Genomic DNA, 25,443 nt, shown 5'->3' with positions numbered 1-25,443 from the left:
TACCAACCATACTTAATTATTAACCACGCTTAGGCTTTGGCTTGCGCATAGCTTGAACCGGGCGGCGCTTGTGCTTATCGCGGCTCCAACGGTTCTTCTCATCTGGCGTTAATGCGGGCACTTTGCGGGTTTCTAGATTTGCCAACGTGGCCAAGTCATCGACCTCGTCCTGGGAAAGCTCTACCCACTCGCCTGCTTTGGCGCGCTTATCAAGGAAGATATTGCCATAGCGCACCCGCTTTAAGCGGCTAACCGTGAGCCCTTGGGATTCCCACAGGCGACGCACTTCGCGGTTACGACCTTCTAAAATCACCACGTGGAACCAGGTGTTAATGCCTTCACCACCGAACTCTTGTACATCGGTAAAACGCGCCGGGCCATCCTCTAGCATCACGCCGTCGACCATCGCAACAATGTGTTCGCGCTTGACCTCACCCATCACCCGCACCGCGTATTCACGCTCTACCTGGGTTGATGGGTGCATTAAGCGGTTAGCAAGCTCGCCGTCTGTGGTGAAGAGCAACAAGCCACTGGTGTTAATATCCAGGCGGCCAATGGCAATCCAGCGCTCGCCTTTCAGGCGCGGTAGGCGTTCGAACACCGTGCGACGCCCTTCTGGATCTTTACGGGTGCACAGTTCGCCTTCTGGCTTGTTGTACATAATCACCCGGCGCGGCACTTCCTCTTCGGGCCGCAGCGACACGGGGCGATCATCAAAACTTACCTTGTCGCGGGCTTCTACCCGGTCACCTAGCTTGGCGACTTGGCTATTCACCTTTACTCGGCCGTCGGAAATGGCAGTTTCCATCTCTCGGCGAGAACCCAGCCCTGCCCGAGCCAATACTTTTTGCAGCTTTTCGCTGGTCGGGGGCGTGGTGTTATTACTCTGACTCATGGTCGTCTGACCTCACATCGTTAGTCTGCGTGCGCGCATCATCGTCGTTACGCTGCGCACGTGCCGCTAGGCGCGCCTCTAAATCGGCGAAACTCAGCGGCTGGGTTAACGCCGTCTCGGCGTGTTTATCAGCTATCTCTGTTGTAACAATCTCTGCTGCAACACTCTCAGCAGCAACACTCTCAGCTGAGGTTATCTCTTCACTCTGGGGTGGCGCATCCTGCACGGTTTCAGGCGTTTCGTCCAGTGCTGGTTGCGCTTCATCTTGCCCAATATCCGTATCGCTATCATCAGCATTGACCAGTTCATGGATGGGCGGCAATGCATCCAAGGTTTTCAGGCCAAAATCATCTAAAAAGCTGCGAGTAGTGGCGTAAACAGCGGGGCGTCCGGGCACATCTCGATGGCCTACTACGCGAACCCACCCTCGCTCCATCAACGTACGCATAATCGAACTACTAACACTGACGCCGCGCACGTCTTCAATATCGCCTCGCGTTACTGGCTGGCGATAGGCAATCAGCGCCAGCGTTTCTAGCAGCGCCCGTGAGTAACGCTGCGGCCGCTCATCCCATAGCCGCGACACCCAGTGCGAAAGCCGTGGCCGAATACGTAGCTGAAAGCCGGATGCCGTTTCCACCAGCTCCAGCGCCCCGTTTTCATGGCGCAGTTCAAGACGAGCCAATGCATCCCGCAGCGCTTTTCTGGGCGGGCATTCGTCTTCTAAAAACAGCGTTTCAAGCCGATCTAAGGAAAGCGGTTCGCCAGCGGCAAGCAGCGCTGCTTCAATAATATCGTCTAACGTGGTGTCTCTCACGGCGACTCCTCGTCAGGTTCAAACGCTGGCTCTTTAAACCCTGGCTCTTCAAACACCACTTCGTCAAACGCAGACTCAGAGGCATCGTCTTCGCTGTCTACGTCTTCAAACGCGCTCTCTTCGCTATCTGCCAAGGCCGCTTGACGCGCACGCACATGAATGGGCGACAGCGGCGCATTCTGGACAATTTCAATCATGGCTTCTTTGGCTAATTCTAAAATGGCCATAAACGTCACTACGACGCCAGCGCGCCCCTCTTCCAGGGTAAACAGCGCTTCAAAGGGGGTGTAGCGCTGGTGCTCAGCGTCGTGACTTAGCTGCTCCATAATTTTCAGCATGCGCTCTCGGGTAGACAGCACCTCGCGGCTGATCTGGTGGGATTGTGTCAGCTCAGCGCGCTTCAGAATGTCCGACAGCGCCCCTAACAGTTCGTCTAACCCCACGTCAGGGTGAATCACTCGCGCTTCCAGCGGTGGCAACCCTGCCTGAACGCTGAACCAGTCACGCCCAACCCGAGGCAGCGTGTCTAACGTTTCGGCTGCTTCTTTTAAACGCTCGTACTCTTGCAGGCGGCGAATCAGCTCAGCCCTGGGATCTTCTTCCTCTTCGCCTTCCGCCTTCGGCGGGCGCGGCAGCAGTGAGCGCGACTTAATTTCCGCCAGCGTCGCTGCCATTAACAGGTACTCACCGGCCAGTTCAATCTTCATGGCTTTCATCAGCTCGACGTACTCAATGTACTGGTGCGTAATGGTTGCCACGTTAATCGTGAGAATATCCAGGTTTTGGCGCCGAATCAGATAGAGCAACAGATCAAGCGGCCCCTCGAAGGCTTCCAAAAACACGCGCAGCGCTTCCGGTGGAATATACAGATCCTCCGGAAGCTGCATGATGGGCTCATCAAACAGACGCCCTAGCACTTCCGCCATGGGTGCTGTGGCGAGGGCGTCGAGAGAGTCATGGTCAACGGTAGCGCTTGGCGTCTCGCTCACGCAGGGCGTATTCCTTTATCAGTTAAACATCCATGATGGCCAGTGTAACAGCGTGCAAGCCGTGGCGGCATCTAGCCTGCCTCGGCGGCTTTACGGTAGCGCCCTTGGTAGTCAAACAGCTTATCGCGAAGCTGCCAGTGCCGCCCAACTTTACGGCCCACCACAAAGTCTGGGTGGCGTAGGCGGCGCTGCTCTTCGACCACCTCAGCTGGAGAAGCAGGCTGCCACTTAGTCCCTGGCGCACGTAAATGGTGACGTAAGAAAACCGCATAAAATGCCCGCCGCTGAGCCGGCGTTTCCAGCGCAAACCACTCGGCCAAGCTGGCGCCATCTTCATCGTAATAGGTCACTTTTAATCGCGGCAGCCCTCGCCCATTCGTGGTGGCCTCTAACTTCATACCGCTGACTCGCAGCACGTTGGCATCTTTTAATTTAAGCGCATCTTTAAGCTTATCGTCAGCATCTACCAACAATTGCTCGCAACCGTGGCAGCGGCGGGCGGCAATATCATTTTCAGCGCCACATTGCTCACAGACTTTAAAGCGAAAACGAAAGTCACACTGCTTTTGATTGGTGCCCCGCCTGCCCTTGCCTGGCTTAGCAGGTGGATTGGGATTATCTACCAGCCCTTGGCATCGACGGCCAAAATGCTCAATTACCAGCTCACCATCACGTTTACCCCAGAATAGATTGGCATGACCACAGGCCGGGCACTCAACCTGTACTGGCTCGCTGTCACTGTCCGGCTTTGGCTCGCCGACCTCTGGCGCATAGAGGTCCCAGGGGTTTCCGGCGTAATCCAACACTAGACAGTCGGCTTTATCCGGCGAAAGACGCAGCCCTCGGCCAACAATTTGCTGATAAAGGCTTACCGATTCTGTGGGCCGCAGAATGGCGATTAAATCCACATGGGGCGCATCAAACCCAGTCGTCAGCACGGCGACGTTAACAAGAAATTTAAGTTCACGCGCCTTGAACGCCTCAATCAGCGCTGTACGTTCGTGAGAGGCCGTCGCACCGGTAATCAGCGCTGACTGGTTGATGGGTAAATAGCTGATAATTTCTTCGGCATGGGCGACCGTGGCGGCAAAAATCATCACCCCTTGACGCGCGGCGGCATACTCAACCACCTGGGCAATAATCCCTGGCGTAACGCGGCTACCGGCAACAACACGGTTGAGCTCTTCCTCACGAAACAGCCCACTGGAGGCAGGAGCCAAGGCGGAAAAGTCGTAGCCTTCAATGGCCATATCCAGCCGTTTAGGCTCCGCCAAAAAGCCTTGTTTCACCATTAGCCGTAGCGGCTGTTCAAAGACGCAGTCGGCAAAGAAGCACGCGTCATCACCGCGCACCATGCCATGGTGGTGACGGTGGTAGATAAACCCCTGCCCCAACCGAAACGGCGTGGCAGTTAAACCGAGAATTTTTAGCTGCGGGTTGTGATGCTGAAGATGTTCAATCACCTGGCGATAGCTGGCGTCTTTTTCCAGCGAGACCCGGTGGCACTCGTCTATCACTAGCAGCGTAAAACTTGCATCGCTGAAACGCTCTAGGTTGCGCACCACCGACTGCACCGAGCCAAACACCACCTGTCGGCTGGCTTCTTTACGCTTGAGACCCGCGCTAAAAATATCTGCCTCAAGCCCATAGGCTTGATATTTAGCATGGTTTTGCTCGACCAGCTCACGTACGTGGGCCAGCACCAGAACGCGGCCACGGGCAAGCCTGGCAAGCTCAGCAATGACCAGCGACTTGCCACTACCGGTAGGCAATACCACCACCGCGGGCGCACTGGTCGCGCGGAAGTGCTCCACCACCCGCTTGACTGCCTCTGTTTGGTAAGGGCGCAAGCTGGGCGGCGAAGCGGAACTAGCGCTGCTGGACGAGCTGAATGAAGACATATTAGTCGAAGCGCGGGGCGCGACGCTCCATCCGTGCGCTTACCGCCTCGCGATGCTCGGCACCCGCCAACAGCTGCTGCTGCAAATGCGCTTCAAGGGCCAGCCGCTCGCCATGGGCTAGATCCGGCGCGCGAGCGAACAGCTCACGAGCAGCCGCCACCGCCCGAGGTGAGCGCGAGGCGATAAGCGCTGCGGTTTCACGAGCTGCTTCCTGGGGCACATCACTTAGGCGGCTGCCTAACCCCAGCTGGTACGCCTCTTCCCCTGATACCTTGCGCCCGCTTATCGCCAGTTCTTGAAGCACATCCTGACGCAGTCCCATACCTGTCACGCTAATCGCCATATCGGGGATAATGCCCCAGTCGATCTCCAGCAGCCCCAGGCGCGCGTGAGGGTGAAGAATGCGTATATCGGCACCCAGTGCTATCTGCAGGCCACCACCGTAAACATGCCCATGCAGAGCAGCCACCACGGGCACGCCCGCCTCGCGCCAGCCTAGCGCCAAGCGCTGAACTGGGTTGATACCCGCGTTGTCAGGCGCCAGCAGGGTGGGCAGCCGCTCCGCCTCGCTCATGATCGACGCCATATCTAGCCCTGCGCAAAAGCTATCACCATCACCGCTTAAAACCACCGCCCGCAGCCCAGCAAGCTGGGGCAGGTGCTGCTGGGCTGCCAGCAGGCCATCGATCATGGCCCAATCCAAACCATTATGATGGTCGGGGCGCGACAACATAACGTCGGCCACATGGTCGGCAAAGGTCAGCGTTACACGCTCATTGAAGATATGATGCATTCGGGCTCCCTGAAACTTTCTTTGGCTCGCCACCGATGGGCGATCGCTGCGTGTGTGGGCTAATCCGCTGATAAACTGATCACCGCGTCTATGAAGTGAGTGTGGCGCGAAGATGAAGCATTTTCAAACACACGTTTCATTCTATCGTAACCACCACCAAGATCACTTCTCCACCACAGGAAAAAAACGGCCCGCAGGCTAATTCCAGCCAGTTAAGGCTGACTAGAATTTACCCCCTAGCCCAATACAGCAAAGCGGCCACCTCCCAAAGCGTGCATCGTACGCCATTCCCGAGTCACCGCACCGTCATTCCCGAGTGGGGTTATCGGGAATCCACCTTGACCTTGGCCTGCAGCTGCCCGAAATTCCAGGTCAACATGGATTCCCGCTAAGGGCATGCGGGAATGACGGGAGCAAGGGCATGTGGGAATGACGAGGGCGGCTCGAAGGGCTAGGGTGGAGCCATCGTCAGGCACTTATTAAACAAAGCCAATCGGCGGTTTTTTTTGCGTTCAGAAAGAAAAAAGCCAGTCAGCCTTAACTGACTGGCATTAGGCCCGCAGGCCGCTTTTCTTTAGCATGGCAGGGCGTATCAGCCCAGCCATACGCGGGCATTACGGAACAAGCGTAGCCAAGCGCCGTCCTCCGTCCATTCAGCCGGACGCCAGGAGTTAGTGACCGCACGGGTCACCCGCTCTGGGTGAGGCATCATAATGGTGACGCGGCCATCCGGCGTTGTGAGGCCGGTGATCCCTGACGGCGAGCCGTTGGGGTTAGCCGGGTAGCGGGTCGTTACCTGGCCGTAGTTATCGATATAACGCAGCGCTATCTGACTACTGGACTGCATACTGCGCAAGTGTGCAGTATCGCGGAACTCGGCACGCCCTTCGCCGTGAGCCACCGCAATCGGCAGCTTAGAGCCTTCCATACCGGCCAGCAGAATCGATGGGCTTTTCTCTACCCGCACCATCGCCACGCGAGCTTCAAACTGCTCGGACTCGTTACGCTCAAACGCAGGCCAACTTTCAGCGCCCGGAATCAGTGATTTCAGCTGCGAGAGCATCTGACAACCGTTGCACACGCCCAGCGAGAAGCTGTCATCACGGGTGAAGAAGTTGGCAAATTGCTCACGGGCACGCTCATTGAACAGCACCGATTTCGCCCAACCGCCGCCTGCACCTAGTACATCGCCATAAGAGAAACCACCGCAGGCGACAAGCCCTTTGAACTCATCAAGGGAAACACGCCCTTCAAGGATGTCGCTCATGTGTACATCCACTGCGTCAAAGCCTGCTTTGTGGAACGCCCAAGCCATCTCGACTTGGCCATTCACGCCCTGTTCACGCAGCACGGCAACAGCGGGTTTGGCAGTGTTAATAAACGGCGCACTGATATCATCATTAATATCAAAGCTAGGCGCAGCGCTTAGGCCAGGGTCACGGACGTCCAGCAGATTATCAAATTCGTTCTTGGCACATTCGGGGTTATCACGCAGCGCCTGCATGCGGTAGCTGGTTTCCGCCCAGGTGCGCTGGGTCAGTTGGCGGGTGGTTTCCAACAGTGGCTCTTCAAACAGCGTTACCCGCACCTGGTCGTCATAACGAGGGCGCGCAATAACACCGCATGTTTCGATACCTGCAACAGCAAACTGAGTGAGCACTTCTTCAGTGTGCTCACGGCTCACCTGGATGACCGCGCCTAACTCTTCGGAGAACAGTGCGTTGAAAGCTTCCACCGGCTCGTCAATCAGCCAATCCAGTTTAATCTCAAGGCCCGCGTGGGCCGCAAAGGCCATTTCCAGCAGCGTCACTAGCAGGCCACCATCGCTACGGTCATGGTAGGCCAACAGTTTACCGTCGCGGTTGAGCCCCTGAATGACTTCAAAAAACGCTTTCAGGTCTTCTGGGTCATCAACATCAGGACACTCGTTACCGACTTGACCATAGACTTGCGCCAACGCAGAGCCGCCTAAGCGGTTTTGGCCATTCCCCAGGTCAATTAGAATCAGGTCGGATTCGTCTTGGTCTAGGTTGATTTGCGGCGTTAACGTCGCCATTGCATCGGTGACCGGCGCGAACCCAGTTACCACCAGCGAAAGCGGCGATGTAATGCTCTTTTCGTCAGCACTGTTTTCGTCAGCCTCATCACTTTCCTGCCAAGCGGTGCGCATGGACATGGAGTCCTTACCCACCGGAATGGCAATGCCTAGCGCCGGACACAGCTCCATACCAACAGCATGCACAGCGTCATAAAGCGCTTGGTTTTCACCAGGATGGTCAGCGGCGCTCATCCAGTTCGCTGAGAGCTTAATATCCGACAGCTTGGCAATGGGCGCAGCGGCTAGGTTAGTAATCGCTTCGGCAACGGCTAGACGGGCGCTGGCAGCAGGGTTAATTAATGCTACCGGCGGACGTTCGCCCATTGCCATGGCTTCACCAGCGTGGGTGTCGAAGCTTGCGGTGGTAACGGCAACGTCGGCCACCGGCACTTGCCAAGGGCCAACCATCTGGTCACGGGCGACTTGACCGGTAATTGAGCGGTCGCCAATGGTAATCAAGAAGCTTTTCGATGCCACCGTAGGTAGACGCAACACCCGATCCATCGCTTCGCGTAGATCTAGGTTATCGAGCATAACGCCAGACAGCTCAGGCGTTTGACGTTCAAACGAGCGCGTCATTTTCGGCGGTTTGCCAAACAGCACGCTCATCGGCAGATCGACCGGTTTGGTATCAAAATGGCCGTCGCGCACTTCCAGGTGATGATGCTCCAGGGCCTCACCAACCACCGCATAGGGGCAGCGTTCGCGCTTGCATAGGGCATCAAAAGTATCCAGGTCTTCAGGGGCAACGGCCAGCACATAGCGCTCTTGGGCTTCGTTGCACCAAATTTCCAGCGGGCTCATGCTCGGCTCGGCGTTAGGCACTGCACGCAGATCGAACACACCACCGCGATTGCCGTCTTTGACCAGCTCCGGCAGGGCATTGGAAAGACCGCCGGCGCCTACATCGTGAATAAAACGAATCGGGTTTTGATCGCCCAGCGCCCAGCAGCGGTCGATGACTTCTTGGGCGCGACGCTCAATTTCTGGGTTTTCTCGCTGCACCGAGGCAAAGTCCAAGTCCGCGCTAGACTCGCCAGAGGCCATGCTAGACGCGGCGCCACCGCCCAAACCGATCAGCATGGCCGGACCACCCATCACGATGAGCTTGCCACCAACGGGAATTTCACCTTTTTGCACATGGTGAGCACGAATATTGCCATAACCACCGGCCAGCATAATCGGCTTGTGGAAGCCACGACGTTCTATGCCATCGTCGCTCAGCGTATCCTGCTCATAGGTGCGGAAGTAGCCCGTCAGGTTAGGACGGCCAAACTCGTTATTAAATGCGGCACCGCCGATAGGGCCATCCAACATAATTTGCAGCGCTGACTGCATACGCTCAGGCTTGCCGTAGTCAAAGGCTTCCCAGGGCTGCACAAACTCCGGGATACGCAGGTTAGAGACGGTAAAGCCTGACAGACCCGCCTTCGGCTTACCGCCGATACCGGTCGCCCCTTCATCACGTATTTCACCGCCAGAACCGGTCGCTGCGCCTGGGAATGGCGCAATCGCTGTGGGGTGGTTGTGGGTCTCCACCTTCATCAAAATGTGGATCGGCTCTTGATGGGCATCATAGCTTGCCCGCTCGCCCTCAGCGCCGACCAGAGGCGTGGGGAAAAAGCGCCCACCATGACTTCCTTTGATCACCGCCGCGTTGTCGCTATAGGCCGAGAGCACATTATCTGGCGACGTCGCAAAAGTGTTTTTAATCATCTTAAACAGCGAATGACTCTGGGCTTCACCGTCGATAACCCAGTCTGCGTTAAAGATTTTATGGCGGCAGTGCTCAGAGTTGGCCTGAGCGAACATCATTAGCTCGACATCACTAGGGTTGCGGCCAAGCTCAACAAACGCAGCCACCAGATAGTCGATTTCATCGTCGGCAAGCGCCAGCCCTAATTCGCGGTTGGCGGTTGCCAACGCTTCGCGGCCGCCTTCCAAAATATCAACACTGCCCAGCGGGGCAGGTGCGTGATGGGCAAACAGTTTGACCGCATCAGCGACGTCAGCCAGCACGTTCTCTGTCATACGGTCATGCAGCAGCGCACTGACCGCTTCCAGGTCGTCGCTAGTTGGTTCGCCGCTCAGCGCCACCCGGTAATCGACCCCACGTTCGATGCGGCTGATTTGATGCAACCCGCAGTTATGGGCAATATCGGTTGCTTTAGAGGACCAGGGAGACTGGGTACCCAAGCGAGGCACTACCAAAAAGCGCAGGGCGTTTTCCGGTACGTCTTGGCTAGCGTGGCTTCCATAGTCAAGCAGCTGGGCCAAACGCTCTTGGGCGGCGTCATCCAGCGTGTCTTGGTGATCAATGAAGTGGACGTAATGGGCGGACAGCGCCTCCACCTCGGGAACACGTTCACGCAACACCGTTAGCAGCCGTTCATGGCGGAAGGCAGAAAGGGCAGGTGCGCCTCGCAGTTCGAGCATATCTGGGAGCCTCTAAAGCAGGAAGAGTTCGTGCAGGAAATCAACAGGCCGCAGCGCGGCCCTCTTTAATGACACTAATAGGGGCTATGATACTGGAAAGCGGCGGCCACACGAAATCAACAAGGTGACAGCGTCACTCAGGCTGGGTATCGTGGCAGCCTGTTTCATGCCGACAAGACGCCATGCTGACGTTGATTTGCCGACATTTTATGAAGCGTTTACACGCTTATTTCGCAGTGACTGCCACGCTTTTCCTAGTGTTAGTTCCGCGCGTCTCTTCGCAGCTGCCCGGTGAACATTTAGCTCAGATCACTGCAAAAGATTTTATTACTATTCATACCCGTAATACGCCCACCACCTATTACGAAGGCCGCCAAGGCCCCACAGGCTTTGAATATGAATTAATGCATCGGTTTGCTGACTACCTAGGCGTTAGCCTAAACCTTAATGCCAGCCATCACCCTGAAAGCGTGCTTCCTGCGGTGCGAAAACAAGGTGACCTGGGCGCTGCAGCATTGCCACTGCTACCCGACTCGCCTGGTATTCATTACACTCGTTCGATTATTCAAATGCAGCCGCTGGTGGTCTATCGTCGCGGCTTGAACGGTATCAACGAACCGGAAAATCTAGTTGGCTTGGAACTGGGCACGCTGAGTGAAGCAGGCACTAGCCAAGCGCTTCTTGCTTTGCAACGCGATTACCCAAGCTTAAGCTGGAAAGAGTCCCATGAACTTGAAGTGGCAGAGCTGCTGGCGCGGGTGGAAAACGGCACGCTGGATGCGGCCGTTATTTTTGATCACCAGTTTCGTCTCAACCGGCTTTTTTTTCCTAACGTCGAACGCGGCTTCTTCTTAGGTGAGCCACTGTCATTAACCTGGGCGGTTCCCAGTGGGCGCGGGCTGGGGTTATTGGACGCAGCCAACCAGTTTCTTCAAGAACTGCAAGAAAATGGCACGTTGGAACAGTTAGTCAGCCGTTATTTTGGCCATGATGACTATCTAGAGTACGTCGGAACACGCACGTTTTTAGCCCATCTTGATGAACGACTGCCCACCTATACCGAGCTCTTCAAAGAAGCTGCTCGAAGCACTGGCTTTGACTGGAAGCTGTTGGCGGCCGTAGGCTATCAAGAGTCTCACTGGGACCCCGACGCCGTCTCTCCTACCGGCGTACGCGGCCTGATGATGTTGACTAACCCAACCGCCAAAGAGATGGGCATTGCCGATCGTACAGATGCGGCTCAAAGCATCGACGGTGGCGCACGCTATTTACGCAGTATTAAAGATCGCCTACCAGAAAGCATTGTCGGCAATGATCGGCTCTACATGGCGATGGCAGCCTACAACGTGGGACTTGGGCACTTATACGATGCCCGTAAGATAGCTGAAATGCGCGGCGGTGACCCAAATAGCTGGCAGGATGTACGCGCAGCGCTACCCTTACTTCAGCAACGGGAGTGGCACAGCCAAACTCGCTATGGCTATGCGCGCGGCGGCGAGCCTGTCATCTATGTGCGCAATATTCGTCGTTACTACGAGATGATTGAGTACGTTGAGCGCAGTCGTCAGCAATTTTTCCAGTTGGAACAGACATTAGTTAGCGACGAGCCGCTGTTACTCTTTGATATTATTCCGCCAGTGGAATAGGTCACGATGACGAATCCTAGCGCTTTTATTCACAGAGGATAGCGGCACCTTAACGCTGCGTAATGGATTCACGTTTTGTAGCAAAAAATTGCTTTAGCAGCTTTTTAGCTGGCGCTGCCAGCACGCCTCTGGTCACTGCCACTTGGTGATTGAACCACGGCTGAGCAAGCAGATTGGCTTTTGATTCAACCATCCCTGTGCGCGGCTCTGCTGCACCATAGACCAAGCGCGCTAACCGAGCATGAACCATGGCCCCTGCACACATCATGCAGGGCTCAAGCGTCACAAACAGCGTACAGCCTTCTAAGCGATAGTTACCTAGCTGCTGCCCGGCCTCTCGCAACGCGCGAATTTCTGCATGACCACTGGGGTCGCAGCTCGCTACCGGTGAGTTTCGCCCTGCGCCTATAATGGTTCCCTGGGCATCAACGACGACAGCACCCACCGGCACTTCTCCTTCGACAAAAGCAAGATGTGCCTGATCGAGCGCACGGTGCATATAAAATTCATCGCTGCGTATCAAAGCAAACTCCGCTAAGGTAGAAAAAACGATCGTTTTAATTGTGTGATAGCCGCATAAATATCTTCGCCATCATCAGCGGCAAAACAGACAGCACCAAGGATACCGAGAATGAACGATGCGCTGAAGTCACTGGTAAGTTTACTAGAACTAGAAATGCTTGAAGAGACACTATTTCGCGGCCAAAGCCAGGACTTAGGCTTTCCTCAGCTATACGGCGGACAGGTATTGGGCCAAGCACTGGCAGCCGCCGCCCGCACAGTGCCCGATGAACGCCGACCACACTCCCAGCATGGCTATTTTCTGCGTCCCGGCGACCCTCATCGCCCGGTAGTCTACCAAGTAGATACCATTCGCGACGGCGGCAGTTTTACGACTCGCCGCGTCACCGCCATTCAAAAAGGACGACCAATCTTTTTCTGTAGCGCCTCATTTCAAAGCGATGAAACGGGCATGAGCCACCAGCGCGCAATGCCCACCGTGCCTACGCCGGAAGCATTAATTGAAAGTGGCGACGTTAAACACGCGCGCTTTCCAGGACACCCTATCGAATTTCTGCACTTGAAGGGCAATCCAGATAATGCGTCACCTGCAGGCCAGTGCCTATGGTTTCGCTTAGCAGGCGGCACGCTGCCTGATGATCCAGCACTGCATCGCCACTTGCTCTCCTATGCTTCAGACTTCAACCTGCTAACCACTGGGTTGATTCCCCACGGGGTCAAATACACCGACCCTAAACTGCGCATTGCCAGCTTAGACCATTCTCTTTGGCTACACGAAGATACCCGTTTGGATGACTGGTTACTGTATGTGATTGACTCTCCCTGGGCAGGCAGCGCCCGCGGGTTAGCCCGTGGCCATATTTACCGCCGTGATGGGCGTTTAGTGGCCTCTAGCGCTCAAGAGGGATTGGTGCGCTACCCTTCTCATTAATTACACACACCAATTACATACACGCTAAAAACACCAACGCCCGCAATTAGCGGGCGCGGGTGACACATCAGCAGATAATTAACCTACTGATTTACCGTAAACGTCATTGATGGTTTTCAGCGGATAGTGGGCAGGATAAGGCTTACGTGCCACGCCAGAATCTACCGCTGCTTGAGCCACTGCAGAGGAAACTCGGTCTAGCAAGCGAATATCGACGGGCGTCGGGATAATATACTCACGCCCAAAGCTCATTTCAGTGCGCTCGTAGGCGTCTAACACTTCCTGAGGAACAGGTTCACGGGCCAGATCCTTCAGGGCGTGGACCGCTGCCAACTTCATGGCTTCATTAATACGTGTTGCCCGAACATCCAAGGCTCCCCGGAAAATAAACGGGAAACCCAACACGTTGTTTACCTGGTTCGGATAATCCGAACGGCCTGTCGCCATAATCACATCAGGACGTGCTTCACGAGCCACAGCGGGATGAATCTCCGGGTCGGGGTTTGTACAGGCGAAAATAACCGGATCTGCGGCCATTTTTTTCACTTGTTCGGCAGAAAGAAGCCCAGGGCCGGAAAGGCCAATAAATACATCAGCGCCATCGATGGCATCGTCTAGCGTGCGCATATCGGTGGCACGGGCGAACTCCGCCTTGTACTCATTAATACCATCGCGATCAGTGTGGATAACCCCACGACGATCCAGCATCACCAAGTTTTCTTTGTTAGCGCCACAAGAGACTAACAAACGCATACAGGCAATTGCCGCAGCGCCCGCACCCATACAGACAATTTTTACATCTTCAATACGTTTACCCGCGATATCCAGCGCATTCAGCATGCCGGCTGCGGTTACAATGGCGGTGCCGTGCTGATCATCGTGGAATACCGGAATACTGCAGCGATCAATCAAGGCTTTCTCAATTTCAAAACACTCAGGCGCTTTGATATCTTCCAGGTTAATACCACCCCAAGTGTCCGCAATACGCGCAACTGTATCGATAAACGCCTGCGGACTTTCAGCATCCACTTCGATATCAACAGAGTTAATGCCTGCAAAGCACTTGAACAGTACGCCCTTACCTTCCATTACCGGCTTACTGGCCAGCGGGCCAAGGTTGCCCAGGCCCAAAATGGCGGTCCCGTCGGAAATAACAGCAACCAGATTGCCTTTACCAGTGTAGCGATAGGCATTTTCCGCTTCACGAGCGATTTCGCGAACCGGCTCAGCAACGCCAGGGCTATACGCCAGCGCCAGATCACGCGCGGTAGCCGTGGGTTTGGTTAACTCCACAGATAGCTTACCGGGAATCGGTTTAGCGTGATAATCCAAAGCCGCTTGCTTATTTGCATCTATCATGGTCAAGGTCCAATCAGCCTAAAGTAGAAAAGTCACTCCAGAATATAGAAAAAACCTATGCGTCTCAAGCACGTAGTAAACTTTGCAGAAAAACAGTCGTTTTAACTCTGTTTCCTTCATGTTCGTAACTTTTCAGCGTTATTTGCTGCAACTTATGCATAAACACACCAGCCATAAAGGTTTGCTTATTGATGCAATGCATTATTTTATGGAAATAAATTCCACTAAAATCTGCAAAAAAAACTAACTTTTCAACAGGGTAGGTTGTGCAGAAACGCTTGTGGAAAAATAGGTGTTAAAGCACCTAGTAAAATTTGCTGCCAATAAACCGCACAATACGCATTGAATGTATATGTGAACCGAATGCTTATGGAGACCAGACCGGTATCCGACACGGCCCCCTTCTAAACCCACTTATGGCAAGCTTAACTGACAAGCATTACACCTCAAGGTGCCATTTTTCGTATAGCCCACGTCTATACAGCTAAACAAAAGCGTTACCATTATTTAGCGCTGTGAATTTTCGTGCATTAAACGCCTCTGCGCTCTTCTGCCGCGTCTTAATCACTTTTTCTTGATAACCGTGTAAGGTTGGTACAAGAACAGCCACTCACTGGCATTGCTAAACATATATCGACGCGGATGAGGCTATGCCGACACCAACTGAGGCACGTTTACAAGCACTGAAAAACGCCCTGCAACAGGCGGGTATTACCTACCAAACACTCTCGCTGATGGCGGACACCGGCCTGGCCCACGACCATATCTGGATTCACCGCGCAGGTGATGACTGGGTTGCTCGGCTTCCCAAACAGAGCCAGATGGATCTAGGCCCCGCCGATAACCTGGCTTATGAAGCCGCCTGCTATGAGCGCGCCAGCGCCGGTGGCCACGTACCTCACCTGCACGGCATTCTGCCGGTTAGCGAGACGCTGCCCCGTGGCGGCTTAGTGGTCGACGCCATCGAAGGCCGGTTGGCACAACTGCCGGAAGATCTCCCTCGAATCGCGGAAGCGCTGGCCAGTCTTCACAAACTGCCTTTACCGAAACACACAACACCGCTGCTGGCACCCAACGACCCTTGGCAAGCGATGCGCGAAGAGGTCAGCCGCCAGGCCGAATGGCTGAACAAGGCCGACCTGAACCCGGACACCATTGCCCGGGTACGTGACGAACTCGACGCCCTGCCGGTTACTCTGCCGGATTCAAAGCGCTGCCTGATCAGTTTTGATACCCACCCCGGCAACTTCCTGATCACTCAGGATGGCCGGGCCGTGCTGGTTGATCTGGAAAAGGGCCGTTATGGCCTGCCGGGGATTGATCTAGCTCACACCTCGCTTTACACCTCAACCACCTGGGATGTGAACAGCCAGGCTGTGCTCACCCATGATCAGGTGATTGAGTTTTATCGCCGCTGGCAGGCGCACATGGGCCAATCGCCCAGCGCACAAACCCTGATCGCCTGCCGCCGGGCCACCTGGTTATGGTCGCTGACCTGGTGTGCCAAGTGGCGCGCCCAGCATTTACACAGCAAAGATGCTGAGCACCGCGGCCAGGACTGGTCGGCAGAGCTGACCGATGCCAGCGTGATTGCCCATGTGCGCGACCGGGTCGAACACTATCTATCGCCAGCGGCCATCGAACACGTTCACAACGAACTGCTGCACCTGCAAACGACGCTCTAGCACCTGATTTTTACGAGGCTCATGATGAAATCAAGACCCCTACTCTCGGCGGTTATCGCCACGGCCATGCTGGCTCTTTCACTGCCCGGCGCACTCCCTGCTGTGGCCGCACCTGCCCCGGATAACTGGCAGAAGGTGCTGGAAGAGGCCAATGGCCAGACCGTCTACTGGAACGCCTGGGGCGGCGATGCGCGCACCAACCGCTATATTGCCTGGGTCGCCGAACAGATGCAGGCAGACTTCGGGGTCGAGGTGGAGCACGTCAAACTGGACGACACCAGCAGTGCGGTGGCACGGGTGCTGGGGGAAAAACAGGCTGGCAATGACGACGAGGGCAGTATCGACCTGATCTGGATCAACGGCGAAAACTTCGCCGCCATGCGCGAACAGGATCTGCTGTTCGGGCCCTTCGCCGATGCGCTGCCTCACTTTGCCCTGACCGACCCGGACAACAACCCGGAAGTAGTTACCGACTTCACCTTGCCCACTGACGGCTACGAATCCCCCTGGGGCAAGGCGCAGATCACCTTCTATTATGACAGCGCCCAGGTGGACGCACCGCCCCAGAGCATTGACGCCCTGCTGGAATGGGCTAAGCAAAACCCCGGCCAATTCAGCTACCCGCGGATTCCCGACTTTACCGGCAGCACCTTCCTGAAACAGGCGCTGATCGAACTCAGCGACCAGGACGATGCGCTTTACCAGCCGGTGGAAGATAGCGACTTTGCAGAAATCACCGCGCCGCTATGGGCCTATCTGGATGAGCTTCATCCCCACCTGTGGCGCAGCGGTCGCAGCTTTCCCGATTCCGGCCCCAACTTGCGCACCCTGATGAGTGATGGCGAACTCAGCCTGGCGTTTTCCTTCTACCCCACCGATGCGGCTGTGGCCGTCATGGAGTATGAACTGCCTGAAAGCGTGCGCAGCTATGTGCTGGAAGATGGCACCCTGGGCAACGTTCACTTTGTAGCCATTCCCTACAATTCACCCCACAAGGCAGGCGCCATGGCGCTGGCCAACTTCCTGCTGTCGCCAGAGGCCCAGGCAAGAAAGCAGTCGCTGGACATGTGGGGCGACCGCAGCGTGCTGGCCATCAGCCAGCTGGACGACAGCGACCAGGCCCTGTTCGAGCAGGGCGAGCAGCACCCATCAGCGCTGCCGGTGGATGCACTTTCCAACACCCTGGCCGAACCTCATCCCAGCTGGATGACCGCATTACAGGACGCCTGGCTTGAGCGTTATGTTGTCAACTGATAGGGGTGTCAACTGATGATGGTGTTAACTGATTGATGCTGCGGTATGTGCCGATACTGATGATTGCCCTGCTGGTGATCCCGGTCACCGCAGGGCTGGGTATGGTCATGCTGCCTGCCTTTGGCTATCTGCCGGTTCTGGGTGGCGAGCAGTTGAGCCTGGCGCCCTGGCAGGCCCTGTTCAGCCAGCCGGGGCTATGGCGCTCGGTGGCTGTCAGCTTTACCAGCGGCCTAGCTAGCACGGCGCTGGCCCTTTTGATCGTGGTGCTGTTTCTAGCCGCCAGCCAAGGCACCTGGTTGGATCGCAGCCTGCGCCGGCTGGTCTCACCCCTGCTGGCGATTCCCCATGCTGCCGTGGCCTTTGGTTTTGCCTTTCTGATCGCCCCTTCCGGGCTGATGGCCCGGCTGATCTCCCCCTGGCCGTCCGGTTGGCAAAGCCCGCCGGATGCGCTGATTGTCAACGACCCCTGGGGGCTGGCATTAACCTTTGGCCTGGTGCTCAAGGAAGCGCCCTTTCTGCTGCTGATGAGCCTGGCGGCACTGCCTCAGCTGCAGGCTGACAAGCGCCTGCAGCTGGCGCGTTCACTGGGTTATGCCCCGGCCATTGCCTGGCTGAAAGTGATCCTGCCTTCGCTCTACCCGCTGATTCGCCTGCCGGTGTATGCCGTGATTGCCTATGCCACCTCGGTAGTGGATATGGCGCTGATACTCGGCCCACGGCTGCCCTCGACCCTGAGTGTCTCGATTCTGGGCTGGTTCAACGACCCAGATATCACTCGGCGCTTTATGGCTTCAGCGGCCGCAGTACTCCAGCTTGGCGTCACCCTGGCCGCCCTTATCGGCTGGTGGCTACTGGAACAGCTGATCTGCCGATGCAGCCGCCACTGGCTAACCAACGGCAGCCGCCGCCGTGGCGCGGCAACGCTAACAGTGGCAGGCCGTGGCAGCCTGGCCTTGACCAGCCTGAGCGCCCTTGCGGCTTTGGTGGGTCTGGCGCTGTTTTCAGTAGCCGGTTTCTGGCGCTTCCCGGAGTTTTTACCGCAATCCCTGGTCCTCGATCACTGGCAGCGCAGCGCCCCCATGCTGGCAGCGCCCCTGGTCACCACTGGGGTGATTGCACTGGTCGCCACCGGCTTGGCCACCCTGCTGGTGGTTGCCGCGCTGGAAAACGAACAGCGCCAGCACCTTCATCCCCGCCGGGCACTATGGCTGTTATATTTACCCCTGCTGGTACCGCAGATCGCCTTTCTGTTCGGCCTGGTGGTGGCCGCGGAACAGATCGGCGTGCGTCCGCAGCTGTCGTTGGTCATCGCTGGCCATGCGCTCTTTGTGCTGCCCTATGTCTATCTCTCGCTGGGCGAGTCTTATCGGCGCTTGGACCCACGCTGGTTGCAGATAGCTCAGTCGCTAGGCGTCTCCCGCAACCGGGCATTCTGGAAGGTTCGCCTGCCGCTGCTGCTGGCGCCACTGCTGACGGCAGTGGCGGTCGGCCTGGCGGTGAGCATCGGCCAGTATCTGCCGACTCAACTTCTTGGCGCAGGAAGGGTCACAACGGTAACCACCGAAGCCGTCGCTTTGGCCTCTGGCGGCAACCGTCGGCTGATCGGCGTCTGGGCGCTGGTACAGGCAGGCCTGCCGCTGATCGGCTTTATCATCGCCCTGACGCTACCCCGCTGGCTAGGTGCTCCCCAGCGAGGATCAGCCCGTTAACCGTATGCTTATCAAGGATTTCTGTGAACAACGCTGCGACTGAATCACTGACTCTGGAAGAGGTCTGCATCCGCCTGGCGGGGCAAGCATTGCTGCAGGTCAACACCCGGATTGCACCCGGCGAGGTGCTGACGGTGATGGGGCCTTCCGGCTCGGGCAAGTCCACCCTGCTAGCCTTTGTGGCAGGCTTTCTGGATAGCGCCTTTGACGCCCAGGGCCAGGTGCGGCTGGGTGAGCAGAATCTGTTGACCTTGCCCGCCGAGCAGCGCGGCATTGGCCTGCTGTTTCAGGACCCGCTGCTGTTTCCGCATTTAAGCGTGACGGGTAATTTGCGCTTTGGCCTCCCCAAGCGCACTCACAATAAGCAACAACAGATCGCACAAGCGCTGGAGCAGGTCGGGCTGGCAGGCTTTGAAAACCGCGACCCGGCGACCCTTTCCGGTGGCCAACAGGCCCGAGTAGCGCTGATGCGCTTGTTGCTATCACAACCCCGCGCCGTGCTGCTGGATGAGCCGTTTTCAAAACTGGACACCGCGCTGCGCCAGGAAATGCGCGCCCTGGTATTTGGCCAGCTGCGCGAAGCGGGCTTGCCTACCCTGCTGGTCACCCATGACGAAGCCGATGCCGCCGCTGCCGGAGGGCCGATCATTGCCCTTGGCTAACCCAGACGCTGACACGCCGACACTCAGCATTATCATCCCCATGCTCAATGAAGCAGCTGACATTCAGACCGCCCTGGCGCCGCTGCAAGTGCTACGCGAAGCTGGCACCGAGATCATTGTGGTCGATGGTGGCAGCAGTGATAACAGTGTGGCACTGGCCGCCCCGCTGGCTGATACGCTGTTGGTCAGCGACCCCGACCGAGCCCGACAGATGAACCTGGGGGCCGAACACGCCCGCGCAGCGGCGCTGGTGTTTTTACATGCCGATACCCGCCTTCCCCCAGAGGCTGTTGAACTGATCACCCAGGCGCTTAACACCCACTGCTGGGGGCGCTTTGATATTCATCTTGAAGGCCAGAGCCGCTGGTTACCCCTGGTCAGCCGGATGATGAACCTGCGCTCGCGGCTGAGCGGGATTGCCACCGGCGACCAATGCCTGTTTATCCGCCACACAACATTCAACGCCGTGGGCGGCTTTCCTGACCAGCCGCTGATGGAAGATATCGAACTTAGCAAACGGCTGAAACGCCAACAGGCCCCCGCCTGCCTGCACGCGAAAGTGATAAGCTCAGGCCGGCGTTGGGATAAGTTCGGCGCCTGGAAAACTATTTGCCTGATGTGGCGGCTACGTTACCGCTACTGGCGTGGCGTCAGCGCCAGCCAACTGGCCAAGGAGTATCGTAATGCCCGTTAAGCCATCCGTGCAGCCCCATTTACATCTGCTGGCCAAAGCGCCACTGCCTGGGCAGGCGAAAACGCGCTTAATTCCTTGCCTGGGGCCAGAAGGTGCGGCGCAAGCCCATGCCACCATGGTTCGCCACTGCGTTGCCACCGCCTGCCAAGCACTGGGATCGCAGCACGTCACACTATGGACTTCCTTAGAGCATCAGCATCCGCTATTCATGGAACTGCAGACACACTACGGGATAGCACTTGCCGCTCAACAGCAAGGCGATGTGGGAATGCGCGTTCGTCACGCACTTAATAGTACACAAGGTGCGTCAATGGTGATGGGCACTGATTGCCCAAGCATCACCGTTGCCATGCTTAGGCGGTGCAGTTCAGCACTTGAAAACGTACCGGTTGTGATTCTACCCGCCGAAGACGGCGGTTACGGACTGATCGGCACTCATAACGACTGCCCTAGCTTGTTTGAGGATATTCCATGGGGAACCGAGCAAGTGCTCAAGGTCACTCGTCAGCGGCTTGCCGCGCTGGGCCTGGACGCCGCTTTTCCCGATACCATGTGGGATATTGACCGACCGGAAGATTGGCAACGCTGGCAACAAGCGCTGAAGCACGCAAACAGCATGTAAGGATTCCGCTCTTTACGTCACTGTTACTGAACGAATGTTCTGTTTCTAACACCACCTTGCCCCAACGGAGCCTGCCATGAACCGTCAGCGCCTGATGATTATCGCCCTGCTGCTACTGGCCGTGTTCGGCTTTTACGTGAGCGGTGCTCACACGTTTTTTACCTTGGAAACTCTGCAAGCCTATCGCAGCGATTTCCAGACAGCATTTCAGCAATCACCTTGGCAGGTTGCGGGCATATTCTTTGCAGTGTATGTCGTCATGACAACACTATCGCTACCTGGTGCAACCCTGCTCACACTGTTGGGTGGCGCGCTATTTGGCCTCGGATGGGGGCTGTTAATTATCTCCTTTGCCAGCACCATCGGCGCCACACTGGCCTTTTTACTCTCGCGCTTTCTGTTTCGACAACCAATTGAAAAGCGTTTTCCCCGCCAGTTCGAAACGGTGAATCGTGGCGTCGATAAAGATGGTGCTTTCTATCTCTTCACCCTTCGCCTAGTGCCAATATTCCCCTTCTTTATGATTAATTTAGTGATGGGGCTAACGCGGCTTAAAACCGTCACCTTCTACTGGGTGAGCCAGCTTGGCATGCTGCCCGGCACCGTGGTTTACGTGAACGCTGGCGGCCAATTAGGTGAACTTGAAAGCCTGGGAGGTATTATTTCTCCTGGGCTTTTGGCTTCATTTGCGCTGCTGGCAGTATTTCCTTGGATAGCTCGCCGTATTGCGCTACTGGTGCAAAAGCGCAATGCCTACCGTGGTTTTAAGCGCCCGTCCCGCTTTGATTATGACATTGTGGTCATCGGCGGCGGCTCGGCGGGCCTCGTCACTAGCTACATCGGCAGCGCGGTAAAAGCCAAAGTGGCACTGGTAGAAAAGCACAAAATGGGCGGCGACTGCCTGAACACTGGCTGTGTGCCCTCCAAAGCGCTGATCCGTGCCGCCCATGCCGCTCATGAAGTACGCACGGCCTCCCGCTTTGGGGTCAACGCTGGCGAGCCAGAGATCGACTTCACCAAGGTGATGGGACATATACACCAAGCCATTACTGATATTGAACCCCACGATAGCGTCGAGCGTTACACCAAACTGGGCGTTGAGGTGTATCAGGACCACGCTACCCTAACGTCTCCTTGGGAAATTAAGGTCGGTGATAAAACCCTTACCGCCCGACATATTGTGCTGGCTACCGGCGCACGCCCCCGCGTGCCATCGCTGCCTGGTATCGAGCATGCGCCAGTGCTCACTTCGGAAAATCTTTGGTTACTCACTGAGCTGCCTAAACGCTTGGTCGTACTGGGCGGTGGGGCCATTGGCTGCGAGCTTAGCCAGAGCTTTGCTCGCCTAGGCAGTCATGTCACCTTAGTGGAAGGTATGACACAGCTGCTAGGTCGAGAGGATCAAGATGTAGGCGAACACGTTGAACGCACGCTAACCCAAGAAGGCGTCAATGTAATGACCGCCGCCAATGCCTTGGAAATAAGCCAAGATGGCCCGGGGCATCAGCTGGTGGTAGAGCATAACGGCGAGCGCACCACCATTGAATTCGATTATTTGCTAGTTAGCGTTGGCCGCCAAGCCAATGTTGAAGGTTTAGGCCTGGAAGCGCTAGGTATCACCACCACTAACACAGGAACATTAGAACTCAACGAACGTCTGCAAACTCGTTTACCCAACATTTGGGCTTGCGGCGACCTAGCAGGCCCCTATCAGCTTACTCATGCGGCCGCCCACCAGGCGTGGCATGCTGCCGTGAACGCTCTGTTTGGCGAACTGAAGAGCTTTGCTGTGGATTATCGCTTTATGCCTGCGGTCACTTATCTCCAACCGGAAGTAGCACGGGTCGGGCTGAACGAAAAAGACGCCCAAGCTCAGGGCATCGCCTTTGAGGTGACCCGCTACGCCATGGCCGAAAGCGACCGCGCCATTGCCGAAGGGGCCACCCAGGGCTTTATTAAGGTGCTGACCGTTCCTGGCCGCGACAAGATTCTCGGCGCTACCATCGTTGCCGAACACGCCGGTGAGTGGCTGGGTGAATTTACGATTGCCATGAAACACGGTCTGGGTATGAACAAGCTGCTTGGCACCATTCACCCCTACCCGACTCTCGGGGAAGCGGCCAAGGCCAGCGCCGGGGTTTGGAAAAACGCCCACAAGCCTGAACGTGTTCTCACACTACTGGAACGCTACTTCCGCTGGCGGCGGGGTCATCAGAATACCCAGAAAGAGCGAGAGCAAGGAGATCAAGCATGACCCAGCTATTACTGATCGGCGCAGGCCATGCCCATGCCTTTGTGCTGGAAGCCTTTGCAGAGACACCTGACCCTGAGGTGACGATCACCGTGGTCAGCGATAGCTCCCTGGCCGCCTACTCCGGCAGCGTGCCTGCTTGGCTGGCGGGAGATTGCTCACTACGCGATACCCAGCTTGATGTCGCAGCGCTCTGCCAGCGAGCAGGCGCAACGCTGATTGAATCCCCGGTGGTCGCCCTGGATCACAAGGCACGTCAGGTCAGCCTGGCCAACGGCCAGATACTCACCTTTGACGTTGCCTCGATAAACGTCGGCTCGACGCTGGAACTCCCCGCGACCCACGGCGACAGCTTGCCCTACCTGCTGGCCATGCGCCCGTTAAGCTCACTGCATCACCGCTGGCAAGCACTGCAGGAACGTATCCAGACGTTGCGTGGTGGTTCGACCCAGCAGATCGTCAGCGTTGGCGGCGGCGCAGCCAGCTGCGAAACCCTGATGAGCGTGCTGGCCCAGCTTCGCCACCATCGCGCAGATATTGATTGGCAGGGGCATCTTCTTAGTGCATCACCCAACCTGCTCGGCGACGCTGGCTGGCTGCCCCGTCAGTTAACCTTCCGCGCTCTTAAGCGAGCCGGTATTCAGGTGCATCGTGGGCGTGGTACCGAACTGGTTGATGGAGGCGTGCAGGATGACCAGGGCCAGACTTTACCAGCAGATATCGTGCTCTGGGCCACCGGTGCGGTCGGGCATCCGTGGCTATCCAAAACCACGCTCCCTTTAAACGAAAAACGCTTTATTCCTACCGGACGAACATTAGCGGTTACCGGCATACCTCAGCTTTTTGCCGCAGGCGACTGCGCTCAGTTTAACCCGCCGCTACCCAAAGCCGGGGTATACGCCGTACGCCAGGGGCCAGTATTAGCAGGGAATCTGCGCGCCGCCTGCCACGGACAACCCTTGGCTAACTGGCAGCCACCCAAACGGGTGCTGGCGCTGATTGGCACGGGCGACAGCCGCGCAATTGCCAGCCGCGGCCAGATCGGCTTCGCGGGAAAATGGGTATGGGAGTGGAAAAAGCGAATTGATGCGCGCTTTATAACCCGCTTCAATCCGCCCGGCGCTATCAAGCTCGATAAACACTCTTGAAGCCCATTTTTTCACGATGCTCAGGCTCAAGCGTTTAGCGAGATGACACAGCCAGCAATGTTCCAGCAGATACGAATATTCCGCCAAAAACACGGTTCTGTAAGCGCAACATCCGAGTATCTTGAAACCAGTTACGAAACCGACCAGCCAGCAAGGCATAGGCCGTCATTATGAAAACATCCACCCCTACCATGGTTGCGCCAATGATCAGATACTGTGGTAGTTGAGGGGCATTGGCGTTGATGAACTGTGGCACTAAAGCAGCAATAAAGATGACGGCCTTGGGATTAGTTAGGTTGACGAGCAAGCCTTGGCGAAACAGCTGTCTGTTGGCGGCAATGTGGAACTGGCTTGTATCAATCGGCTCAACGCTAGCTCGCCATTTTTGAATGCCCAGCCAGACTAGGTAAACTGCGCCGATGATCTTCATCACAAGAAAGGCGGTACTCGAAGCCGTCAGTAAAGCGCCCAGCCCGAGTGCGACAATACCAAGGTGAACCAACAAGGCAAGTTCTAAGCCCAAAAGTGCTCTAAAAACAAAAGAGTAACGATAGCGTAGGCCAGTTGATAACACAAGAATAGACCCAGGGCCTGGGGTAATTGCAATAACCCCAGCAGCAACCACAAAAGCAAGCCAAAGGCTTAAACTCATAGCAAAACAAGCTCCTACAACAGGCTGTCCCGATTAGCTAGATAGCGCTCAATAGCAGCAACCGTCTTATCATCAAGAATACCCAAACGCGGTCCGTCAAAATAGTCTAATTGCTCTAAACAAGACTGTAACGTACGCAATTCCATACGCATGCCTACGCGCCCCAGGTTAACCCCCACTTTACCATTACTGTACTCAAGCCGACTTAAAGCACTGTCTATTTTCCCAACTAGCTCAGCAACACTTAAATGTAATAGTTCGGAGGTTATAGGGGTTGGACGCATATTGTCGCAGCCCATCATCAAGGGTAAGAAAGCAAATAAAAACAATAACAAGTGACGCATAATGCTATTTTTCCTAAATAACAAAAGGCGCCTCC

20 protein-coding genes are annotated in these 25,443 nt (G+C 56.3%); 10 read left to right on the top strand and 10 right to left on the bottom strand.

Features of this window, described 5'->3' with window-relative positions:
- Positions 1-19: 19 nt before the first annotated feature.
- From rluB to purL, 6 genes are all read right to left on the bottom strand, one after another.
- On the bottom strand, positions 20-895 hold the full coding sequence (gene rluB / locus M0220_RS10855) for a 23S rRNA pseudouridine(2605) synthase RluB (RefSeq protein ID WP_030070355.1): 876 nt from the start codon (positions 893-895) through the stop codon (positions 20-22).
- The gene (scpB, locus tag M0220_RS10850) at positions 882-1,712 is read right to left on the bottom strand and encodes an SMC-Scp complex subunit ScpB (protein WP_264017634.1); all 831 of its coding nucleotides are present in this window, start codon (positions 1,710-1,712) and stop codon (positions 882-884) included. Before scpB ends, rluB begins: the two co-directional genes overlap by 14 nt.
- On the bottom strand, positions 1,709-2,701 hold the full coding sequence (locus M0220_RS10845; protein WP_264017633.1) for a segregation and condensation protein A: 993 nt from the start codon (positions 2,699-2,701) through the stop codon (positions 1,709-1,711). Before M0220_RS10845 ends, scpB begins: the two co-directional genes overlap by 4 nt.
- A gap of 71 nt (positions 2,702-2,772) precedes the next feature.
- Entirely contained in the window at positions 2,773-4,602 is a 1,830-nt protein-coding gene (locus M0220_RS10840) for a DEAD/DEAH box helicase (RefSeq protein ID WP_264017632.1), read from the bottom strand.
- Position 4,603: 1 nt separating this feature from the next.
- Entirely contained in the window at positions 4,604-5,395 is a 792-nt protein-coding gene (locus M0220_RS10835; RefSeq protein ID WP_264017631.1) for a crotonase/enoyl-CoA hydratase family protein, read from the bottom strand.
- Between the two features lie 592 nt (positions 5,396-5,987).
- Positions 5,988-9,929 carry a phosphoribosylformylglycinamidine synthase gene (gene purL / locus M0220_RS10830; RefSeq protein WP_264017630.1) on the bottom strand — a complete coding sequence of 1,314 codons (3,942 nt, stop codon included), beginning with the start codon at positions 9,927-9,929 and terminating at the stop codon, positions 5,988-5,990.
- A 182-nt stretch (positions 9,930-10,111) separates the two neighbouring features.
- Between purL and mltF the strand changes: the two genes are divergently transcribed.
- On the top strand, positions 10,112-11,575 hold the full coding sequence (gene mltF, locus M0220_RS10825; RefSeq protein ID WP_264017629.1) for a membrane-bound lytic murein transglycosylase MltF: 1,464 nt from the start codon (positions 10,112-10,114) through the stop codon (positions 11,573-11,575).
- A 49-nt stretch (positions 11,576-11,624) separates the two neighbouring features.
- On the opposite strand, the gene tadA is transcribed toward mltF, so the two are convergent.
- Positions 11,625-12,095 (bottom strand): tRNA adenosine(34) deaminase TadA, encoded by a 471-nt coding sequence (gene tadA, locus M0220_RS10820; protein WP_264019223.1) that lies wholly within the window; start codon positions 12,093-12,095, stop codon positions 11,625-11,627.
- 111 nt (positions 12,096-12,206) lie between these two features.
- Between tadA and M0220_RS10815 the strand changes: the two genes are divergently transcribed.
- Entirely contained in the window at positions 12,207-13,028 is an 822-nt protein-coding gene (locus M0220_RS10815; protein WP_030070363.1) for an acyl-CoA thioesterase, read from the top strand.
- Between the two features lie 78 nt (positions 13,029-13,106).
- Here M0220_RS10815 and M0220_RS10810 read toward each other — a convergent pair whose 3' ends face one another.
- Positions 13,107-14,387: a malic enzyme-like NAD(P)-binding protein gene (locus M0220_RS10810; protein ID WP_030070364.1), complete on the bottom strand. Its 1,281-nt coding sequence runs from the start codon at positions 14,385-14,387 to the stop codon at positions 13,107-13,109.
- Between the two features lie 650 nt (positions 14,388-15,037).
- Here M0220_RS10810 and M0220_RS10805 point away from each other — a divergent pair.
- From M0220_RS10805 to M0220_RS10770, 8 genes are all read left to right on the top strand, one after another.
- Positions 15,038-16,072 (top strand): phosphotransferase family protein, encoded by a 1,035-nt coding sequence (locus tag M0220_RS10805; protein WP_264017628.1) that lies wholly within the window; start codon positions 15,038-15,040, stop codon positions 16,070-16,072.
- 24 nt (positions 16,073-16,096) lie between these two features.
- A complete protein-coding gene (locus tag M0220_RS10800; RefSeq protein ID WP_264019222.1) occupies positions 16,097-17,326 on the top strand; it encodes an ABC transporter substrate-binding protein in 1,230 nt (409 codons plus the stop codon).
- A gap of 35 nt (positions 17,327-17,361) precedes the next feature.
- Positions 17,362-19,035 (top strand): ABC transporter permease, encoded by a 1,674-nt coding sequence (locus tag M0220_RS10795; protein ID WP_264019221.1) that lies wholly within the window; start codon positions 17,362-17,364, stop codon positions 19,033-19,035.
- Between the two features lie 23 nt (positions 19,036-19,058).
- The gene (locus M0220_RS10790) at positions 19,059-19,697 is read left to right on the top strand and encodes an ATP-binding cassette domain-containing protein (protein ID WP_264017626.1); all 639 of its coding nucleotides are present in this window, start codon (positions 19,059-19,061) and stop codon (positions 19,695-19,697) included.
- Between the two features lie 40 nt (positions 19,698-19,737).
- A complete protein-coding gene (locus M0220_RS10785; protein ID WP_264019220.1) occupies positions 19,738-20,391 on the top strand; it encodes a TIGR04283 family arsenosugar biosynthesis glycosyltransferase in 654 nt (217 codons plus the stop codon).
- Positions 20,381-21,013: a TIGR04282 family arsenosugar biosynthesis glycosyltransferase gene (locus M0220_RS10780; RefSeq protein WP_264017625.1), complete on the top strand. Its 633-nt coding sequence runs from the start codon at positions 20,381-20,383 to the stop codon at positions 21,011-21,013. The genes M0220_RS10785 and M0220_RS10780 overlap by 11 nt, the downstream gene beginning before the upstream one ends.
- Positions 21,014-21,089: 76 nt before the next feature.
- Positions 21,090-23,267 (top strand): FAD-dependent oxidoreductase, encoded by a 2,178-nt coding sequence (locus M0220_RS10775; RefSeq protein ID WP_264017624.1) that lies wholly within the window; start codon positions 21,090-21,092, stop codon positions 23,265-23,267.
- A complete protein-coding gene (locus tag M0220_RS10770; protein WP_264017623.1) occupies positions 23,264-24,412 on the top strand; it encodes an FAD-dependent oxidoreductase in 1,149 nt (382 codons plus the stop codon). The genes M0220_RS10775 and M0220_RS10770 overlap by 4 nt, the downstream gene beginning before the upstream one ends.
- Before the next feature lie 34 nt (positions 24,413-24,446).
- Here the strand turns inward: M0220_RS10770 and M0220_RS10765 are convergent, their stop codons facing one another.
- The gene (locus tag M0220_RS10765) at positions 24,447-25,064 is read right to left on the bottom strand and encodes a LysE family transporter (protein ID WP_264017622.1); all 618 of its coding nucleotides are present in this window, start codon (positions 25,062-25,064) and stop codon (positions 24,447-24,449) included.
- Positions 25,065-25,078: 14 nt separating this feature from the next.
- Positions 25,079-25,408: a peptidoglycan-binding domain-containing protein gene (locus M0220_RS10760; RefSeq protein ID WP_264017621.1), complete on the bottom strand. Its 330-nt coding sequence runs from the start codon at positions 25,406-25,408 to the stop codon at positions 25,079-25,081.
- Between the last annotated feature and the right edge of the window lie 35 nt (positions 25,409-25,443).

This window comes from Halomonas qinghailakensis (assembly GCF_025820815.1).
Lineage (GTDB): Bacteria > Pseudomonadota > Gammaproteobacteria > Pseudomonadales > Halomonadaceae > Vreelandella > Vreelandella qaidamensis.
This window is presented reverse-complemented; position numbering and strand designations above follow the sequence as displayed.